General features: G+C 75.5%; 15 protein-coding genes and 1 tRNA gene. 10 read left to right on the top strand and 6 right to left on the bottom strand.

Translation table 11 applies throughout. The features are described from left to right. Positions 1–60: 60 nt before the first annotated feature. The 4 genes from E9565_RS05490 to E9565_RS05475 form a co-directional block, all read right to left on the bottom strand. On the bottom strand, positions 61–1,581 hold the full coding sequence (locus E9565_RS05490) for an acetyl-CoA carboxylase carboxyltransferase subunit alpha/beta (RefSeq protein ID WP_236824805.1): 1,521 nt from the start codon (positions 1,579–1,581) through the stop codon (positions 61–63). Then, the gene (locus tag E9565_RS05485; protein ID WP_236824804.1) at positions 1,578–2,765 is read right to left on the bottom strand and encodes a CaiB/BaiF CoA-transferase family protein; all 1,188 of its coding nucleotides are present in this window, start codon (positions 2,763–2,765) and stop codon (positions 1,578–1,580) included. The genes E9565_RS05490 and E9565_RS05485 overlap by 4 nt, the downstream gene beginning before the upstream one ends. A gap of 84 nt (positions 2,766–2,849) precedes the next feature. Next, positions 2,850–4,187, bottom strand: coding sequence for an SLC13 family permease (locus E9565_RS05480; RefSeq protein WP_236834286.1), 1,338 nt, complete (start codon positions 4,185–4,187; stop codon positions 2,850–2,852). A 40-nt stretch (positions 4,188–4,227) separates the two neighbouring features. Beyond that, complete coding sequence (locus E9565_RS05475) at positions 4,228–4,821, bottom strand: 5-formyltetrahydrofolate cyclo-ligase (protein WP_308196091.1); 594 nt, start codon at positions 4,819–4,821, stop codon at positions 4,228–4,230. A 27-nt stretch (positions 4,822–4,848) separates the two neighbouring features. Between E9565_RS05475 and galU the strand changes: the two genes are divergently transcribed. The 5 genes from galU to E9565_RS05450 all read left to right on the top strand — a co-directional run bounded on the left by galU (position 4,849) and on the right by E9565_RS05450 (position 9,069). Continuing rightward, on the top strand, positions 4,849–5,769 hold the full coding sequence (gene galU, locus E9565_RS05470) for a UTP--glucose-1-phosphate uridylyltransferase GalU (protein ID WP_236834285.1): 921 nt from the start codon (positions 4,849–4,851) through the stop codon (positions 5,767–5,769). Between the two features lie 115 nt (positions 5,770–5,884). Then, positions 5,885–7,342 (top strand): gephyrin-like molybdotransferase Glp, encoded by a 1,458-nt coding sequence (glp, locus tag E9565_RS05465; RefSeq protein WP_236824801.1) that lies wholly within the window; start codon positions 5,885–5,887, stop codon positions 7,340–7,342. 11 nt (positions 7,343–7,353) lie between these two features. After that, positions 7,354–7,986: a GNAT family N-acetyltransferase gene (locus E9565_RS05460; RefSeq protein ID WP_236824800.1), complete on the top strand. Its 633-nt coding sequence runs from the start codon at positions 7,354–7,356 to the stop codon at positions 7,984–7,986. A 178-nt stretch (positions 7,987–8,164) separates the two neighbouring features. Then, positions 8,165–8,881 (top strand): hypothetical protein, encoded by a 717-nt coding sequence (locus E9565_RS05455; protein ID WP_236827751.1) that lies wholly within the window; start codon positions 8,165–8,167, stop codon positions 8,879–8,881. Between the two features lie 111 nt (positions 8,882–8,992). Beyond that, positions 8,993–9,069 (top strand) — tRNA-Ala (locus tag E9565_RS05450). 190 nt (positions 9,070–9,259) lie between these two features. On the opposite strand, the gene E9565_RS05445 is transcribed toward E9565_RS05450, so the two are convergent. Then, a complete protein-coding gene (locus tag E9565_RS05445; protein WP_236834284.1) occupies positions 9,260–10,792 on the bottom strand; it encodes a dolichyl-phosphate-mannose--protein mannosyltransferase in 1,533 nt (510 codons plus the stop codon). 102 nt (positions 10,793–10,894) lie between these two features. Here E9565_RS05445 and rsmI point away from each other — a divergent pair, with 102 nt between their 5' ends. Beyond that, positions 10,895–11,734, top strand: a complete 840-nt coding sequence (gene rsmI, locus E9565_RS05440; RefSeq protein ID WP_236834283.1) for a 16S rRNA (cytidine(1402)-2'-O)-methyltransferase — start codon at positions 10,895–10,897, stop codon at positions 11,732–11,734. Between the two features lie 372 nt (positions 11,735–12,106). On the opposite strand, the gene E9565_RS05435 is transcribed toward rsmI, so the two are convergent. After that, the gene (locus E9565_RS05435; protein ID WP_236827748.1) at positions 12,107–13,210 is read right to left on the bottom strand and encodes a magnesium and cobalt transport protein CorA; all 1,104 of its coding nucleotides are present in this window, start codon (positions 13,208–13,210) and stop codon (positions 12,107–12,109) included. Positions 13,211–13,387: 177 nt separating this feature from the next. Between E9565_RS05435 and E9565_RS05430 the strand changes: the two genes are divergently transcribed. From E9565_RS05430 to E9565_RS05415, 4 genes are all read left to right on the top strand, one after another. Next, positions 13,388–14,041, top strand: coding sequence for a hypothetical protein (locus E9565_RS05430; protein ID WP_236834282.1), 654 nt, complete (start codon positions 13,388–13,390; stop codon positions 14,039–14,041). A 35-nt stretch (positions 14,042–14,076) separates the two neighbouring features. Continuing rightward, positions 14,077–15,873: a methionine--tRNA ligase gene (gene metG, locus E9565_RS05425; RefSeq protein WP_236834281.1), complete on the top strand. Its 1,797-nt coding sequence runs from the start codon at positions 14,077–14,079 to the stop codon at positions 15,871–15,873. After that, positions 15,870–16,754, top strand: coding sequence for a TatD family hydrolase (locus tag E9565_RS05420; protein WP_236827745.1), 885 nt, complete (start codon positions 15,870–15,872; stop codon positions 16,752–16,754). The genes metG and E9565_RS05420 overlap by 4 nt, the downstream gene beginning before the upstream one ends. A gap of 124 nt (positions 16,755–16,878) precedes the next feature. Further along, positions 16,879–17,718 (top strand): hypothetical protein, encoded by an 840-nt coding sequence (locus tag E9565_RS05415; protein WP_236827744.1) that lies wholly within the window; start codon positions 16,879–16,881, stop codon positions 17,716–17,718. Positions 17,719–17,872: the final 154 nt, after the last annotated feature.

Below are 17,872 nucleotides of genomic sequence, written 5' to 3'. Positions count from 1 at the left end.
CTCACCTTCCACCGTGAGCCAGGACCCCTGACGACCAGGACACCTGATCGTCCCGGCAGCTCAGCGGCCGAGGTGGCGGTAGCGGTGCAGCCGGGTGCGGAAGCGCTCGGTGTCGTCGCGGCCGAGCAGCCCGGCCAGCTCCTCGCCCAGCACCCGGCCCAGCCGCAGGCAGAACTCGGCCGGCTCGTCGGCTGCGTCGGGCCGCTCGGGGACCACCCGGTCGACGATCCCCGCCCGCCACAGGTCGGTGGCCCGCACGCCCTGGTGCGCGGCCATCTCGCCGGCCCGGTCGACGGTGCGGTGCACGATCGCGCTGGCGCCCTCCGGCGGCAGCGGGCCCAGCCACCCGTTCGCGGCGGCGAGGACGCGGTCGGCCGGCACCAGCGCCAGCGCGCCCCCGCCGGTGCCCTGGCCCAGCAGCACCGCGAGGGTCGGCGCCTTGAGCACGACCAGGTCGTGCAGGCAGCGGGCGATCTCGCCGGCCAGGCCGCCCTCCTCGGCCTCACGGGAGAGCGCCGCGCCGGGGGTGTCGATGAGCGTCACCAGCGGCAGCCGCAGCTGCTCGGCCAGGTGCATGCCGCGTCGCGCCTCGCGCAGCGCCGCCGGCCCCAGGGGCGCCGACAGCGACTGCCCGCGCCGGTCCTGCCCCAGCACCACGCACGGCGCCCCGCCGAAGCGGGCCAGCGCCAGCAGCAGCCCGGGGTCCTTCTCACCGGCGCCGGTGCCGGACAGCCCGACGACGTCGGTCGCCGCCGTCCGCAGCAGCCGCCGCACGCCGGGGCGGTCCTCCCGCCGCGACGCCGTGACGACCTGCCAGGCGCTGCGACCGTCCTCCGGGTCGTCCGTGTCCGTGCCGTCCTCCGCCGTCGGCCGTTCGGCGTCCCGGACGTCGAGGTGCCACGTCTGGCGGGCCGAGAGCACCCGCAGCGCGCGGTCGGCGACCTCCGCGATCTGCTCGGGCGGGACGACGGCGTCGATGAGGCCGTGCTCGGCCAGGTTCTCGGCGGTCTGCACGTCGGCCGGGAACGGCTCGCCGTACAGCGCCTCGAACACCCGCGGGCCGAGGAAGCCGATCGAGGCGCCGGGCTCGGCGATGGTCACGTGCCCGAGCGACCCCCACGAGGCGAGCACGCCGCCGAAGGTGGGGTGGCGCAGGTACACGAGGTAGGGCAGGCCCGCCTCCTTGTGCCGGGCGATGGCGGCGGTGATGCCGATCATCTGCAGGAAGGCGACGGTGCCCTCCTGCATCCGGGTGCCGCCCGAGACCGGCGCCGCCAGCAGCGGCAGCCCCTCCTCGGTGGCCCGTTCCACCGCCGCGATCAGCCGCTCGGCGGCGGCGACCCCGATCGACCCGGCGAGGAAGCCGAACTCCCCGGCCACGACGGCCACCCGGCGCCCGCGCAGCCGGCCCTCGCCGGTGATCACCGACTCGTCCTGCCGCGACCGCTCCGCCGCGCGGGCGAGGTCGGCGGCGTAGTCGGCCGGGACGTCGCGGGTCGGGACGGGGGAGTCCCAGGACTGCCACGACCCGGGGTCGAGGACCAGGTCGCGCAGGGTGCGGGCGTCCGGGCGGCCGCTCACGCGTCGGACCCGTCCAGCCAGGCGCGGATGGCGTCCCCGTCGGCGCCCAGCACCGGGGGAGCCGTGTGCTCGCGGCGGGTCGTCTCGGTCTCGCCGTCGGCACCCGGGGAGAAGAAGCGCAGCGGCGGCCCGGGCAGCTGCAGCCGGCCGAGGGTGGCGTGGTCGACGTCGACCAGCAGCCCCTGGGAGAGCGCCTGGTCCCACCCGTACACCTCGTCGATCGACCGCACCTTGCCCGAGGGGATGCCGACCTTCGCCAGCCGGGCCAGCAGCTCCTCGGCGGGGATGTCCGCGAACGCCCCCTCGAGCAGCGCGATGACCTCGGCGCGGTGCTCCACCCGGTCGCCGTTGGTCACCATGCCGGGGGCCTCGGGGTCGAAGCCGAACTCGGCGCACAGCTTCCGCCACAGCGAGTCGTTGGCGCAGGCGACCTGGACGCTGCCGCCCTGGCAGCGGAACAGCCCGTAGGGGGCGATCGAGGGGTGGTGGTTGCCCTGCGCGGCGCCGACCTCGCCGGCGACGGTCCACCGGGTGCCCTGGAAGGCGTGCACGCCGACGATCGCGGCGAGCAGCGAGGTGCGCACCACCTGGCCGCGGCCGGTCCGGTCCCGCTCGATCAGCGCGGCGAGCACGCCGTAGGCGCCGTACATGCCGGCCAGCAGGTCGCCGATCGGGACGCCGACCCGCTGGGGGTCCTCCGGCCCGGACCCGGTGAGCGACATCAGCCCGCCCTCGCCCTGGGCGATCTGGTCGTAGCCCGCGCGGCCGCCCTCGGGGCCGTCGTGCCCGAAGCCGCTGATCGCGAGGGTCACCAGCCGCGGGTTGAGCTCGGCCAGCACGTCGGTGCCGAAGCCCAGCCGGGCCAGCGTGCCGGGCCGGAAGTTCTCCATCAGCACGTCGGCGCGCTGCAGCAGGCGGGTCAGCACCGCCTTGTCGGCGTCGTCCTTGAGGTCGAGGGTGATCGACTCCTTGTTCCGGTTCGTCGAGAGGAAGTACGTCGACTCCCGGTCACCGCTGTCCGGCTGCACGAACGGCGGCCCCCAGCTGCGGGTGTCGTCGCCGGTTCCCGGCGTCTCCACCTTGATCACCCGCGCGCCCAGGTCGCCGAGCATCATGGCGGCGTGCGGCCCGGCGAGGGCGCGGGTCAGGTCGACGACGAGGACGCCGTCCAGCGGTCCGGGCATGGTTGCTCCCTCGGTCGGGGGGCGCGGCTCCGGTGGCTGCGCTCCGGAAGTGTCTCAGCGCTGAGGTATCTCTGGCCAGCCGGGTCACAGCCAGCCGGGGACGACGAACACCAGCCACGACAGCAGCGGTCCGACGGCGACCACGATCCCCGCGTAGGCCAGGATCTGCTTGTAGAACCGGTCCCGGTCGACGTCCTGCGCGTTGGCCAGGACCAGCGCGCCGTTGGTGGAGAACGGGCTCACGTCGACGATGGTCGAGGCGACCGAGAGGGCGACCACCACGCCGACGGCGCTGATCGAGCCCTCCTCGAGGAACGGCACCGCGAGCAGGATGGCGACCCCGATGATCGCCGTCGACGACGCGAAGGCGGACACGACGCCGCCGATGTAGGCCAGCAGCAGCGCGATCAGCAGCGGCACCCCGAGGCCGATGACGGCGTCGCCGACGTAGTCGATGGTGCCGGCCTCCTCGAGGACGAACACGAAGGTCAGCACGCCGGCGATGAGCAGGATCGTCGACCAGCTGATCTGGGTGACCGCGCCCTTGTGCTGCTGGGCGGAGAAGAGCGCCAGGACGACGGCGACGGTGATCGCGACGAACCCGATGTCCAGGTCGAAGGCGAGCGCCAGCACGGCGAGGACGAGCAGGCCGACGAGCGTGAGCACCTGCTCGAAGCGGACGGGCGCCGGGCGCTCGGGGTGGATGTGCTCGTCGTCGTCCCCGCCGACCGCGGGGCCGGGTGCCGCGCCGTGGCCGCGCACGAGCGTGCCGTGGGCGTGCTCGGTGCGGGCGAGGGGCTCCGCGGCAACCTTGCGGCCCAGCAGCTTGCGCCCGCCGAGGGCGAAGAACAGGACCAGCGCGATGGCGATGTTGAAGAACAGCGCCCCGAGGAAGACCGCCAGCGGGCTGCCGGGCAGGCCCTCGCGCTCGACGATCGAGTTGACGGTGACGCCGTAGACGCTGATGGGGGAGAAGCCCCCGCCCTGCGCGCCGTGGATGACCATCATCCCCATCAGCAGCGGGCTGATGTCGTGCCGGGCGGCGAAGGTGAGCGCGATCGGCGCGATGATCGCCACCGCCGCCGGGGAGAGCGCGCCGATGGCGGTGAGCACGGCCGTGACGGCGAACATGATCCACGGGATGGCGGCGACGTGGCCGCCGACCAGCCGGACCGCCCCCCGGACCAGCAGGTCCACCGTGCCGTTGTTCTGCGCGATCGCGAAGAGGTACGTGACCCCGATCAGCGTCAGCACCAGCCCGGCGGGGAAGCCGGCGATGATGTCGTCGGTCGAGAGCCCGACCGAGAGGGTGCCGACGACGAAGGCGGCGACGAAGGCCAGCGCACCCATGTTGATCGGCAGGACGGTCGCGATCGCGAAGATCACGACGAGGGCCACGATGGTGACGATCTCGGGTGACACGGTCACTCCACGGAGTCGGGGGCTGGGTGCGCCCACTGTGTCAGTGACCCGCCGGTAGCGCCTGCCAGCCGCCGGAAGGCGTCACCACGGCGGTCACCCGGACGTCGTGCGGCTCGGTGGGGAGCCGGTCCACCAGCTCGTCGTCGAACACCACGGCGACGAGCACCGCGCCGGCCGGGGCGTGCCGCAGGGCGCGGTCGTAGTAACCGCCGCCGCGGCCCAGCCGTGCGCCGTCCCGGGCGACCGCCGTGGCCGGCACGACGACGGCGCCGGCCGCGGCCAGCGCGCCGGGGCCCAGCCGCGGGCCGACCGGTTCGAGCAGCGCGAACCGGCCCGGGGTGAGCTCCCCGGTGTGCACCGCCCAGTCCAGCTCCCGGCCGCGGGCGGGCACCACCGGCAGCAGCACGCGGGCGCCCGTCCCGGCCAGGGCGCCCGGCAGGCGGCCGTGGCCCGCCTCGGTCGGATCGGGGACGAACGCGGCCACCGTCGGGATCCCGGCCAGCCGCGCGGCCAGGGTCGCGGCGACCGACCGGGCGGCCGCCGCCCGGTCCTCGCCGGGGCGTTCCGCGCGGCGGCGCAGCAGCTCGGCGCGGAGCGCGGCCTTGGCGGTGACCCCGTCGGGCGAGGTGCTCACCGGCGCAGCCTAGATAGGCTGCCCGGCATGTCGATGCCTCCCACCCGTCCGGCCCGGAAGGCGGTCATCCCCGTCGCAGGCATGGGCACCCGCTTCCTGCCGGCCACCAAGGCCGTCCCCAAGGAGCTGCTCCCGGTCGTCGACCGGCCCGCCCTCCAGTACATCGTCGAGGAGGCCGCCCGCGCCGGGCTGCCCGAGGTGCTCATGGTGACCGGTCGCGGCAAGGCGGCCATCGAGGACTTCTTCGACCGCACCCCCGAGCTCGAGACCGCCCTGGAGAAGAAGGGCGACGAGGGGCGGCTGTCCGCCGTGCACGAGTCCACCGACGTCGCGCAGGTGCACTTCGTGCGCCAGGGCGAGGCCCGGGGGCTGGGCCACGCCGTGCTGCAGGCGGCCGCCTTCGTCGGTGACGAGCCGTTCGCGGTGCTGCTGGGCGACGACCTGATCGACGCCCGCGACCACCTGCTGGAGCAGATGCTCGCCGTCCAGGCCGAGCACGGCGGCTCGGTGATCGCGCTGCTCGACGTCGGGCGGGAGAACATCGACAAGTACGGCGCCGTGGCGGTCGAGCCGACCGGCGACGGCAGCGACGTCGTGGCCGTCACCGGGCTGGTGGAGAAGCCCCCCGTCGACGAGGCGCCCAGCAGCCTGGCGATCATCGGCCGCTACGTGCTCGCGCCGGAGGTCTTCGACGTGCTGCGGGAGACCGCGCCCGGGCGCGGCGGGGAGATCCAGCTGACCGACGCGCTGGCCACCCTCGTCGAGCGCGGCGAGCCGGTCCACGGCGTCGTCTTCGGCGGCCGCCGCTACGACACCGGCGACAAGCTCGACTACCTCAAGGCCGTGATCCGGCTGGCCTCGGAGCGGGACGACCTCGGCCCGTCGCTGCGCGGCTGGCTGCGCGACTTCGTCACCGAGCTGCCCCCCGAGGGCGCGTCGCCGTCCTGACCGGCGGCCGCGAGGGCACGATCGCACCTGCGGCCCGGCGCCGGCCCCGTCCGGGGGCGGTGCCGCCGCGGGGTGCGGTGCCGGCCCACGGCACGGCGGGACGACGGTGGTGAGGATGCTCGGGCAGAGCGAGGACGGCAGCAACGGAGGCGAGTTCCGGGGGTACCGGGACACCGCCCAGGTCGACGTGCCCGCGGCCCCACCCCGGCGGACCGGCCCGGTCGGGGGCCTGCCGGCCTCCGCGTCCGGCCCGTCGCCGAACTCGGCACCCGGCCCGTCGGCGGCGCAGCGGGGGCTCACCGGCCCGGTGCCGCTGCCGGCCGACGGGCGCTCCGACGCCTCGCCGCTCGTGCGCACCGTGGAGCGGCACCTCGACGAGATCCTCGCCGCCGTGCCGCAGCCCGACCCGATCGAGCTCGCCGTCCTCGACGCCCAGGGGCTGCTCTGCGCCGAGGACGTCGTCAGCCAGCGGGCGCTGCCCGCGTTCGACCAGGCCGCCCTCGACGGCTACGCGGTGCGGGCGGAGGACGTCGAGGGGGCGACCGTCGCCGGCCCGGTGGAGCTGCCCGTCGTGGGCGAGAGCGTGGCCGGGGCCGGCGAGCCGTCGTCGATCGGCCCGGGGCTGGCGATGCGGGTCGCCACGGGGGCGATGCTGCCGGCCGGCGCCGACGTCGTCGTCCCGGCCGTGTGGACCGACGGCGGCGCCGCGCGGGTCGCCGTGCAGGCCGCGCCCCCGGTCGGCAGCTACCTGCGCCGGACCGGTGACGACGTCGCCCCGGGGCACCCGGCCGTGCAGGTCGGCACCCCGATCGGCCCCGCGCAGATCAGCCTGCTGGCCGCCGTCGGCCGCGACCGGGTCTCCGTCCGCCCCCGCCCGCGCGTGGCGGTGCTCAGCGCCGGAACCGAGCTGGTGGAGATCACCTCGCCGCCGGCGCCGGGCCAGGTGGTGGACGTGAACAGCTACGCGCTGGCCGCGGCCGCCCGGGACGCCGGGGCCGACGCCTACCGCTGGGGCATCCTCCCCGGCGACCAGCGGCGGCTGGCCGAGGTGCTCGAGAGCCAGTTGCTGCGCAGTGACCTGGTGCTGCTCTCCGGCACCTTCAGCGGCCCGGCCTTCGACATGGTGCAGGAGGCGCTGGCCGCGCTCGGGGGCATGCGCGTCAGCCAGGTCGCCATGCACCCCGGCCCCGCGCAGGGCTTCGGCCGGCTGGGGCGCGACGAGGTGCCGGTGATCTTCGTCCCGGGGGAGCCGGTCGCCGCCCTGGTCGCCTTCGAGGTGTTCGTCCGGCCGGCCATCCGCCTGATGCTCGGCAAGCGGCAGCTCTTCCGGCGCACGGTCCAGGCGATCTCCGGCCAGCACCTGCTCTCGCCGCTGGGGTACCGCCAGTACCTGCACGGCACGGTCATGCGCCACCCCGACGGTGGCTACGTCGTCGAGCCCGTGGGGGAGGCCACCGACGCCCTGCTGGCCCGGATGGCGCGGGCGAACTGCCTGATCGTCATCGACGAGGACGTCACCGAGGTGGCCGCCGGCGGGCTGGTCACCGTCATGCCGCTGCTGCTCGGCGGCTGACCGCGCTCGCCGTGACCGATCCGCTGCTGCACCCCGGCTGGCCCGCCCGGCTCGTCCGGGGACCGGTGGAGCTGCACCCGCTGCGCCGCCGGGACGCCGCGGAGTGGAGCCGGCTGCGGCTGGCCAACGAGGACTGGCTGCGGCCCTGGGAGCCCACGGCCGCCGTCTCCTGGCAGGCGCGGCACACCCCCGCGAGCTACCGGGCGATGCGCCGGGTCATGGCCCGCCGCGCCAGCCTGGGCACCTCCCTGCCGTTCGCGATCCGCGTCGACGGCCGCCTCGCCGGTCAGGTGACCGTGGACAACATCGTCCGCGGGGCCCTGCGCGCCGGCTACCTCGGCTACTGGATCGACCGCGCGGTGGCCGGGCGCGGGATCGCCTCCCTGGCCGTGGCGCTGGCGTGCGACCACGCCTTCGGCCCGGCCGGCCTGCACCGGCTCCAGGCCGACATCCGCCCGGAGAACGGGCCGAGCCGGCGGCTGGTCGAGCGGCTGGGCTTCCAGCGCGAGGGACTGCTGCGCCGCTACCTCGACATCGACGGCGACTGGCGCGACCACGTGAGCTACGCGCTGCTCGCCGAGGACCTGCCGGCCGGGGTGCTGGACCGCTGGGAGCGGTCGGCGCCGGGTCGACCCGTCGACTGACCGGCTCGTCGGCATAGCACGCACGGTGGCCGGCGGCGTGGCGGGCGCGGGGGACACGCCGTCTCCCGTCACACCGGTCCCACAACACATCGGCGACACGCCCGCGCGCCTCCCCGACGCCACCCCCCGCCGTGCATAACCTCGCCCGGCGAGTGACTGATGTGACAGGTGGTGTCGTATGGGATCGGGTGTGCTGCTGGCCGCTCTGGTCGTGCTGTGGTTCGTCGTGCTGGTGCCCATGGTGGTGACCCGCGGCGACGGGCAGGACGGCCGCGTCGAGGCCGCCGACTCGGGTCGGACCCTGCAGCGGCGGCGCGCGGTGGACCCGGTCCGGCACGCGGAGACCGAGCGGGTGTCGATCGACCGCGAGGTGCTGCGCAGCTCCGGCGAGCTCAAGGTGGACGTGCACGCGGTGCGCCGCCGGGTGCTGGGCGGCCTGGTGCTGCTCACCCTCGCCTCCCTGGCCGGCGCGCTGCTGCTCACCCCGTGGCTGTGGGCCCTCCAGGCGGTCGCCACGCTCGCGACCGTCGGCTACGTGCTGGTGCTGCGCAAGGTGGCCCGCCGCGAGCGGTTGGCCGCCCGGCGCGCCGCCCGCGCCGCGGCGCGCCAGGCCCTCCGCACGCCGGCCCGCCCGGCCGCCCGGCCCGCGCCGGCGCCCGCGCAGCGCACCGCCCCGGAGCTGCACGAGACCGTCGCCCAGGAGGCGCTGCCGCTGCTGTCGCACCCGAGCGTCCCGCTGGCGCCGGTGCACGCGCTGCGTCCCGGCCGCGTGGTCGCCGCGCGCACCCCGGCACCGGCCGGTTGGCAGAACAGCGCGGTCGTCGGGCTGGACGACGACGACATCGGCTTCGCCGACATCGACGAGTACCCGGCCGCCCGGGTGGTCAACGGCTGAGAGGACCACCCCTGCTCCCGCCGCTCGCGTGCTCGCGGCGGGCCACTGCAGGGGGTGCCCGCCCCGGTGGCGGGGCCGGAGGGTGCGGGCGGTAGTCTTCTCTCCGCACAAGGGGCTGTGGCGCAGACCGGTAGCGCACCTCGTTCGCATCGAGGGGGTCAGGGGTTCAAATCCCCTCAGCTCCACCACACGACGCACCGGCGCCGTCGGGGAACTCTCCCCGGCGGCGCCGTCGTCGTCTGCGGTGCCGGTCCGGCGGTCGGGCCCCCGCGGTCCGGTGGCACCCGGGCACGCATCCCCCTCACCCGGCCGGCGGTCACGCCCGGGCTGCACTCCGCCGTCCTCCACCGGTAGCCCCCTGAGCGAGCCGCCCGCCGCTCAGAACCAGGAGGGGAACCACATCCGCTGCACCCACTCGGCGTACGAGAGGGGCTGGCCGGTGAGGACCGGCCAGAAGAAGGCGAAGGTGGCCGCCACGATCGCCACGTACCCGCACGCGGCGACCAGCCCCGCTCGGCGGCGCCACTCACCGGCACCCGGCCGGCCGACGACGTCCTGGAGCAGCAGGGCGACCGCCAGCACGAAGAAGGGCAGCACCGGCGCCATGTAGAAGATGAACATGGTGCGCTCGGGGTTGAGGAACCAGGTCAGCCAGCCGGCCGCGATGCCGACCGCCACGGGGACCACGGCCGGGTCCCGCCGGGCGGCGATCCGCCAGACCAGCCAGATCGTGGCCGGGGCGAAGAGGAACCAGAGCGTCGGCGTCCCGACCATCAGGATGTAGCGGATGACCTGCTCGCCGTCGGCGTCGGTCAGGCCCTGGGGGTTCCACAGCAGGATCGGCCGGCCGGTGACCAGCCACGACCACGGCCCGGACTCCCACGGGTGCGGGCTGGACAGACTGCTGTGGAAGCGCAGCCACTCCGCGTGCTCGTGCCACAGCGAGCGCAGCGCGTCGGGTACCCACGGGAACGCCGTCTCCGGGTTCCGCTGGGCCCACGAGCGCCCCTGCGAGGTCTCGCCGAGGAACCAGCCGGTGAAGCTCGCCAGGTAGGTGAGCACCGGCACGGCGGCCAGCGCCCACAGCGCCCCGGGCAGCCCGCGCCGGGCCGCGGTCCGCGTCGGCCGGGGGACGCCGGCCGCGCGCCAGGCCGACCGGTCCCAGAACAGCGAGAGGACGGCGAAGAACGCGAGGAACCAGACGCCGCTCCACTTCACCGCGCAGGCGCAGCCGAACAGCACGCCGGCCGCGATCCGCCAGCCGCGCGGGCCGAGCCGGAACCCGGTCGCGCCGACGTCGCCGGCCGCCCGCACCCGGGCGCGCACCACGTCCCGGTCGACGACGAGGCAGGCGACGGCGGCCAGCACGAACACCTGGAGGAACACGTCGAGCAGGCCGATCCGCGACAGCGTGAACTGCAGGCCGTCGACGAGCAGCAGCACCCCGGCGAACAGGCCGACCAGCGTGGAGCCGGTCAGCCGCCGGGCCAGCCGGAACAGCAGGACGACGGCGATCGACCCGGCCACGGCCGAGGGGAAGCGCCAGCCGAAGGAGTTGTAGCCGAACAGCTGCTCGCCGACCGCGATCAGCCACTTGCCCAGCGGCGGGTGGACGATGAAGGAGTAGCCGCGGTTGTACTCGAAGCCCCAGGTCAGCAGCTCGCGGGCCTCGGGCGGGTAGTAGGCCTCGTCGAACACCAGGTCCCGCGGGTAGCCGATGCCCCAGAGCCGGAGGGTCAGCGCCAGGGCGCCCAGCGCCGCGGCGATCGTCCACGCCGTCCGCCGGTCGTCCGGCAGTGGCGGGACGACGTCGAGACGGCGGGCGGGGAACGGCGGGCGGCGTCGTCGGGGCACCGGCCGCCTCGGCACCCGCGGGTCGTGCTCCGCCCGCCCGGGTGCCAGCACCGCCATGCGGCCAGCGTAGTGAACGGGCCCGTCCGTCCCCGGCGCCCGCAGGCCCGCGCCGGGCCCCTGCAGGCAGGCCGCGGGGGCCGGCCGTGACAGGCTCGGCGGGTGAGCGGACGGCTGGTGCTGGGTGGGGCGCCCCTCGGGCAGCCCGGGGACGTCGGCCCGCGGCTGCGCGCCGCCATGGCCGGCGCCGACGTCCTGGCGTGCGAGGACACCCGCCGCCTGCACCGGCTGGCCGCCGACCTGGAGGTCACCCTGACCGGCCGGGTGGTCACCTTCCACGAGTCGGTGGAGCGGGCCCGGCTGCCCGGGCTGCTCGACGCGCTGCGCTCGGGTGCCACGGTGCTGCTGCTCACCGACGCGGGCATGCCCTCGGTGTCCGACCCCGGGTACTCGCTGGTGCGGGCGGCGATCGACGCGGGGATCGACGTCACCTCCGTGCCCGGGCCCTCGGCGGTGACGACGGCGCTGGCGGTCTCCGGCCTGCCGGTGGACCGCTTCTGCTTCGAGGGGTTCCTGCCGCGGAAGGCGGGGGAGCGGCGCTCGGTGTTCGCGGCGCTGGCCGGCGAGCGGCGGACGATGGTGTTCTTCGAGTCGCCGCACCGGCTGGCCGACGCGCTGGCCGACGCCGCGGCGGCGCTGGGGGCGGACCGGCCGGCCGCGGTGTGCCGCGAGCTGACCAAGACCTACGAGGAGATCCGGCGCGGCGGGCTGGCGGAGCTGGCTGCGTGGGCGGGCGAGGGCGTCAAGGGCGAGATCACGCTGGTCGTGGCCGGGGCGCCGGCGCGCGCGGTGGAGCTGACCGGGCCGGAGCTCGCCGCCGCCGTCGCCGACGAGGAGGCCGCGGGCGCCACCCGCAAGGACGCCATCCGGGCGGTCGTGGAGCGGACCGGGCTGCCCAAGCGGACCGTCTTCGACGCCGTCGTCGCCGCCAAGCACACCTGACGCCGCGGCGATTGCGGCCGAGAGCACCCTCGGGCGCCGGTGAGGCGTGCTCCGGCGCGCACTCGCCTCGGGGGCTGTGGACGGCGTCGGCGCAGGTGCGCCCGATGCGGCACGGTGCGGCGATGCCCACGGCCGCGCACGTCCCCTCCGGCACGCCGAGCCGGTCAGTTCGCACGGGACCGGCAGCGTCTCAACCGGCTGCGGGAGGCAGGCTGGACCGTCGTCCTCGTGACCGCGGCGGACCTCCGAGATCCGCTGGCGCTGGTCGGCCGCGTCGCCCGCGCCCTCGGCCGTGCGCGGTGAAGCACCCCTCGGGCGCCGGGAGGGGTGCCGCCGCGCGCAACTGACCGGCGAGGGCAGCGTCCGGGCCGGCTAGAGCCAGCCGTTGCGCTTGAAGCCGCGGTACAGCAGCGTGATCACCGTCGCGATGAGGAGCAGCACCGCCGGGTAGGCCCACCGCTCGTCGAGCTCGGGCATGTGCTCGAAGTTCATGCCGTAGATGCCGGCGATCGCGGTCGGGACGGCGATGATGCCGGCGTAGGCCGAGATCTTCCGCATGTCCTCGTTGTCGGCCATGGTCGTCCGGGCGAGCGAGGCCTGGAGGATCGAGGTCAGCAGCTCGTCCATCCCGCCGACCTGGTCCCGCACGCGGATGGCGTGGTCGAGCACGTCGCGGAAGTAGGAGCGCATCGCGTCCGGGACGACGTCGACCGGCCGCTCGGCCAGCTTCTGCAGCGGGACCTCCAGCGGGGAGACCGCCCGACGCAGCGCCATCAGCTCCCGCTTGAGCTGGTACAGCCGCCCGATGTCGTCGGTGCGCTCGGGGCTGAACACCGACGCCTCGAGCTCCTCGACGTCCTCCTCGACGGCCGCGGCGACCTCCACGAAGGTGTCGACGACGAGGTCGGCGACCGCGTACAGCACCGCCGCCGGGCCCAGGCACAGCAGGTCGCGCTGCTCCTCCAGCCGCTGGCGCAAACCGGTCAGCCCGCCGTGCTCGCCGTGCCGCACCGTGATCACGTACCGGGGGCCGAGGAAGACCATCACCTCGCCGGTGTCGACCACCTCGCTGGTGGCGGTCAGCTCCTCGTGCTCCACGTAGGTCGCGGTCTTCAGGACCATGAACAGCGCGTCGTCGTAGGGCTCCAGCTTCGGGCGCTGGTGGGCGAAGACGGCGTCCTCGACGGCGAGCGGGTGGAGGTCGTAGCGCTCGGCGATCTCGCCCAGCTCCGCCTCGCTGGGGGAGTAGAGCCCCAGCCACACGAAGCCGTCGCGCTCCTCGGCGAGGCGCAGCGCGTCGGCGGGAGCCACCGCCTCCTGCCGCTGCCCGTCGACGTAGACCGCGCAGTCGACGACGGCGCCCTCGGCGGGGCGGTGCGCGGCGCGGCGCTGCTGCGGGCCGGCCGGCTGCGGGCGCGGCGTCGGAGGCGTGCGCGGGCCGAGGGGCGCGGGCGGGGGCTCCTCCCGGGTGGTCATCGCGGGTGCCGCCTTCCTCGCGGGTCGTCGTCCGGGACCAGCAGCCTAGGCGTCCCGGGGGCACGCGGAGCCGTCCCACCCCATGGGGTGAGACCGCCCGGCGCGGTGCTCCAGCCGCCCGCCGGGCCGGCCGTCGGGACGGGAGACAACCCCCGACCGGTCAGGGAGAGACTCCTCGTGGCGAGCACCGTCCTCGACGTCCGCGGCACCGTCGAGGCGCCCGGCCTCCGTCCGGAGCACCCGGCCGCCCACGGGCCGCGCCGGGTCCCGGTGCCGGCGCTGGCCGCCGGCGTCATCTCCGTGCTGGAGGCCGTGGCGCTGCTGGCCCTCGGGCTGACCCGGGCCGACGTCGTGCTCGCCGCACCGGTGCGCCCGGCCGGCTGGGTCGTCGCCGTCTCGCTGCTCCTGCTCGCCGGGTGGGTGGTGCTCACCGCGGGTGCCGGTGCGGCGGTGGTCGACGGCTCCACCCGCACGCTGCTCGTGGTCACCTCGGCGGTGGAGCTGGGGGCGGTGTCGGTGCTCGGCGGCTTCGCCGTCCTGCTCCCGCTGCCGGCCGCGCTCACCGGCGGGCTGCCGCTGCCCCTGCTCTTCGCCGCCGCCGTCGCCCTGCCGATCGGCAAGCTGCTGCTGGTGGACGCGCCCTCCGCCCGCGCGTGGGTGCTGCAGGGGCCGCGGGTCCGCGAGCGCCGGCCCGACCCGGTGGCCACGCACCGGCCGCTGTGCGCGCTCACCCTCGGCGGGATCGCCCTCCTGCTCACCGGCTTCGCCGTGCTGAACCCGGTCCAGGGGGAGCCGGTCGGCCCGGTCGCCGGGGTGGTCTCCCAGCCGTAGGCGACCGGCCCGGCCCAGCGGCCTAGTCTCTCCACGTGAGTGATCGGCACATCCTGACCGCCGTCGCGTGGCCCTACGCCAACGGCCCGCGGCACATCGGCCACGTCTCCGGCTTCGGCGTCCCCTCCGACGTCTTCAGCCGCTACCACCGGATGGCCGGTGACCGGGTGCTCATGGTGAGCGGCACCGACGAGCACGGCACCCCGATCACGGTCGCGGCCGACGCCGAGGGCATCACGCCCCGGCAGATCGCCGACCGGAACAACCGGATCATCGTGGGCGACCTGCAGTCCCTCGGGCTCTCCTACGACCTGTTCACCCGGACGACGACGGCCAACCACGCGCAGATCAGCCAGGAGATCTTCCTCGGCCTGCTGAAGAACGGCTACGTCTTCCCGAAGACGACGCTCGGCGCGATCAGCCCGTCGACCGGCCGCACCCTGCCCGACCGCTACATCGAGGGCACCTGCCCGATCTGCGGCTACGACGGCGCCCGCGGCGACCAGTGCGACAACTGCGGCAACCAGCTGGACCCGGTCGACCTGATCAACCCGGTGAGCCGGATCAACGGCGAGACCCCGAAGTTCGTCGAGGAGGAGCACTACTTCCTCGACCTGCCCGCCTTCACCCGTGCGCTGGGCGACTGGCTGGCCACCCGCAAGAGCTGGCGGCCCAACGTCCTCAACTTCAGCGTCAACCTGCTCGAGGACCTCAAGCCGCGCAGCTACACCCGCGACATCGACTGGGGCGTGCCGGTGCCGCTGGACGGCTGGCGCGACCGGCCCGACAAGCGCATCTACGTCTGGTTCGACGCCGTCGTCGGCTACCTGTCGGCGTCGATCGAGTGGGCGCGCCGGTCCGGGGACCCGGAGGCCTGGCGGCAGTGGTGGCAGACGCCGGACGCCGACGCCTACTACTTCATGGGCAAGGACAACATCGTCTTCCACTCCGAGATCTGGCCGGCGCAGCTGCTCGGCTACAACGGCGAGGGCGACAAGGGCGGGACGCCGGGCCCGCTGGGCCGGCTGAACCTGCCGACCGAGGTGGTCTCCAGCGAGTTCCTGACCATGGAGGGCCGCAAGTTCTCCAGCAGCCGCCAGGTGGTCATCTACGTCCGCGACTTCCTGGCCCGGTACGACGCCGACGCGCTGCGCTACTTCATCGCCGTCGCCGGCCCGGAGAACCAGGACACCGACTTCACCTGGGCCGAGTTCCGCCGCCGCAACAACGACGAGCTCGTCGCCGGCTGGGGCAACCTGGTCAACCGCAGCGTCTCGATGGCGGCGAAGAACGTGGGCGCCGTGCCGACGCCGGGCGAGCTCACCGACGCCGACCGCGCCCTGCTGGCGACGACGGGGGACGCGTTCGGCCCCGTGGGCGAGCTGCTGTCGCGCAACCGCCAGAAGGCCGCCATCGCCGAGGCGATGCGGGTGGTCGGCGAGGCCAACAAGTACCTCTCGGACCAGGCGCCGTGGAAGCTCAAGGAGGACCCCGCCCGCCGGGACACCGTGCTGCACACCGCGCTGCAGGCCATCAAGGACTGCAACGGCCTGCTCACCCCGTTCCTCCCGCACTCGGCGCAGAAGGTGCACGAGCTGCTCGGTGGCGAGGGCGTGTGGTCGGTGGCGCCGGAGATCCAGGAGGTCACCGACCTCGACGACGGGTCGCCTTACCCGGTCATCACCGGCTCCTACGACCAGGGGCAGGCCGTCTGGGCGTCCACCCCGCTGGCCGCGCCGGGGACCCCGCTGGCCCCGCCCACGCCGATCTTCACCAAGCTCGACGAGTCGGTCGTCGCCGACGAGCTGCGGCGGCTGGAAGAGGGGGAATGAGCCGGAGCGCCGCGTCGCGCGCCAACCGGCGGGGGGAGCCGCCGCCGTCCCCGGAGCCGTTGCCGGCGCCGGCGGTCGACAGCCACACGCACCTCGACATCGTGCTCGACGGCTTCCGGCCCGAGGGCGGCCCGACGTCGACCGACGCCGACGTCGACGCGGAGATCGCCGCCGCGGTGGCCGTGACCGTGCCGCGGTTGGTGCAGGTGGGTGTCGACGTCGCCTCCTCCCGGTGGTCCGCGGAGCTCGCTGCCCGGCACGCCAACGTCCTGGCCGCGGTGGCCGTGCACCCCAACGAGGCCGGAGCGGGGGAGGCCGACGACGCCGCGCTCGCCGAGATCGACCGGCTGGCGGCGCTGCCGCGGGTGCGGGCGGTGGGGGAGACCGGGCTGGACCGGTACCGCACCGGCCCCGAGGGCTGGGCGGCGCAGGAGGCCTCGTTCCGCGAGCACATCCGCATCGCCAAGCGGCACGGGGTGGCGCTGGTCGTCCACGACCGGGACGCGCACGACGAGGTCCTGCGGGTCGTGGACGACGAGGGCGCGCCCGGGCACGTCGTCATGCACTGCTTCTCGGGCGACGCGGCGTTCGCCCGGGCCTGCGTGGAGCGCGGCTTCGTGCTCTCCTTCGCCGGCACGCTGACGTTCGGCAACGCCGGCTACCTGCGCGAGGCCGCGGCGCTGACCCCGCTGGACCAGCTGCTCGTGGAGACCGACTCGCCGTTCCTCACCCCCGCACCGCACCGCGGCCGGCCGAACGCCTCGCGGCTGGTGCCGCACACCGTGCGCGCCCTCGCCGAGGTCACCGGCACCGACCTCACCCGGCTCTGCGACGCCCTCACCACCACCGCCGAGCGCGTCTTCGGCCCCTGGCAGGAGTAGCCGAGCCCGGCTGATCGCGCCGAGCGGGGCCCGGAGGGCTCCCCGGGGAGGGGCGGGAAGGGCTCCGCGCAAATCGGGACGGCAATTGGTGGCGGTGTCGTCCGGTAGGACGACAATCAACACCGTGGGTCGTCTCATCGCCGTCGTGCTCTTCGTGGCTCTCCTCGTGCCGGGCGTGCTGCTGGCCCGTGCCTGGGGGCTGGCGGCGGGACGGCGGGCGGTCGCCGGGGCCGCGGTGGAGCTGGCCACCCCGACGCCGGAGGGGGCGGCGACGCTGCAGCGCCAGGCGCAGCACGGCCGGCGCTGGCGGTGGCTGGGCCTGCTGCTGGGCATCGCGGGGGTCGTGGCGAGCGTGGTCGCGCTCGCCGAGGCGTCGGTGTTCCTCTGGGTGCCGCTGCTCGCGCTCGGCTCCCTGGCGGGCGTGCTGCTCGCCGAGGTCACCCGGCCGCGGCCGCGCTGGCAGCTGAGCGCGCCGCCGCGCCGCCCGCGCCAGGGGGAGCAGATCTCGGGCTGGCTGGTGTGGTCCATGCGTGCCGTGGTCGCGGCCGAGCTGGTGCTCGCGGGGTGGTCGTGGTCCTCGGGTGACCTGGACGGGCCGGTGGCCTGGGCACTGGTGGTCGTGCCGCTGGTGGCGTGGCTGCTGGCCGAGGTGACGCTGCTGCGCGCCCTCGTCCGTCCGATGCCCGCCGACGGCGCCGACGTGCCCGTCGACGAGGCGCTGCGGACGTGGTCGGTGCACCTCGTCGTCGCGGCGGCGAGCGTGAGCGCCCTCCTCCCGCTGGGCTCGCTGCTGCTGCGGGTCGGGCTCGACCTCGGCGAGCGCGTCGGCGAGGGGTTCGACGTGCTGCCCGTCGCCTTCGTGGCCGGGGGGTTCTCCGCGCTGGCCGCAGGGGTCGCGGTGGCCGCGTTCCTGGTGCGCTGGCTGCGGCCGGTGCCCGCGAGCGCCCCGGCGCTGGCCGGCTGAGCGCTGCGGCGCCGTGCGGTTGGTCACGACCGGCCGCACCTGCCGGTGCCCCGCGCGAGGGACGGTCCCGGCGTGGCCATGACGCGACGTGTCGGCGAGTCGACACAGCGCAGCCGGCGGGCTCTGCTTCACTCGTGTGCGCCGTAGCCAAGCG

This window comes from Blastococcus sp. KM273129 (genome assembly GCF_021698995.1).
In the GTDB taxonomy this organism is placed as follows: Bacteria; Actinomycetota; Actinomycetes; order Mycobacteriales; family Geodermatophilaceae; genus Blastococcus.
Note: the sequence above shows the minus strand (reverse complement) of the source record. Positions and strands in the feature narration are given on the sequence as shown.

Coding starts and splice junctions, on each gene's coding strand:
- E9565_RS05485 (WP_236824804.1), bottom strand. CDS start 2,765: ATGCCCGGACCGCTGGACGGCGTCCTCGTCGTCGACCTGACCCGCGCC.
- galU (WP_236834285.1), top strand. CDS start 4,849: ATGTCGATGCCTCCCACCCGTCCGGCCCGGAAGGCGGTCATCCCCGTC.
- glp (WP_236824801.1), top strand. CDS start 5,885: ATGCTCGGGCAGAGCGAGGACGGCAGCAACGGAGGCGAGTTCCGGGGG.
- E9565_RS05455 (WP_236827751.1), top strand. CDS start 8,165: ATGGGATCGGGTGTGCTGCTGGCCGCTCTGGTCGTGCTGTGGTTCGTC.
- E9565_RS05445 (WP_236834284.1), bottom strand. CDS start 10,792: ATGGCGGTGCTGGCACCCGGGCGGGCGGAGCACGACCCGCGGGTGCCG.
- E9565_RS05435 (WP_236827748.1), bottom strand. CDS start 13,210: ATGACCACCCGGGAGGAGCCCCCGCCCGCGCCCCTCGGCCCGCGCACG.
- E9565_RS05420 (WP_236827745.1), top strand. CDS start 15,870: ATGAGCCGGAGCGCCGCGTCGCGCGCCAACCGGCGGGGGGAGCCGCCG.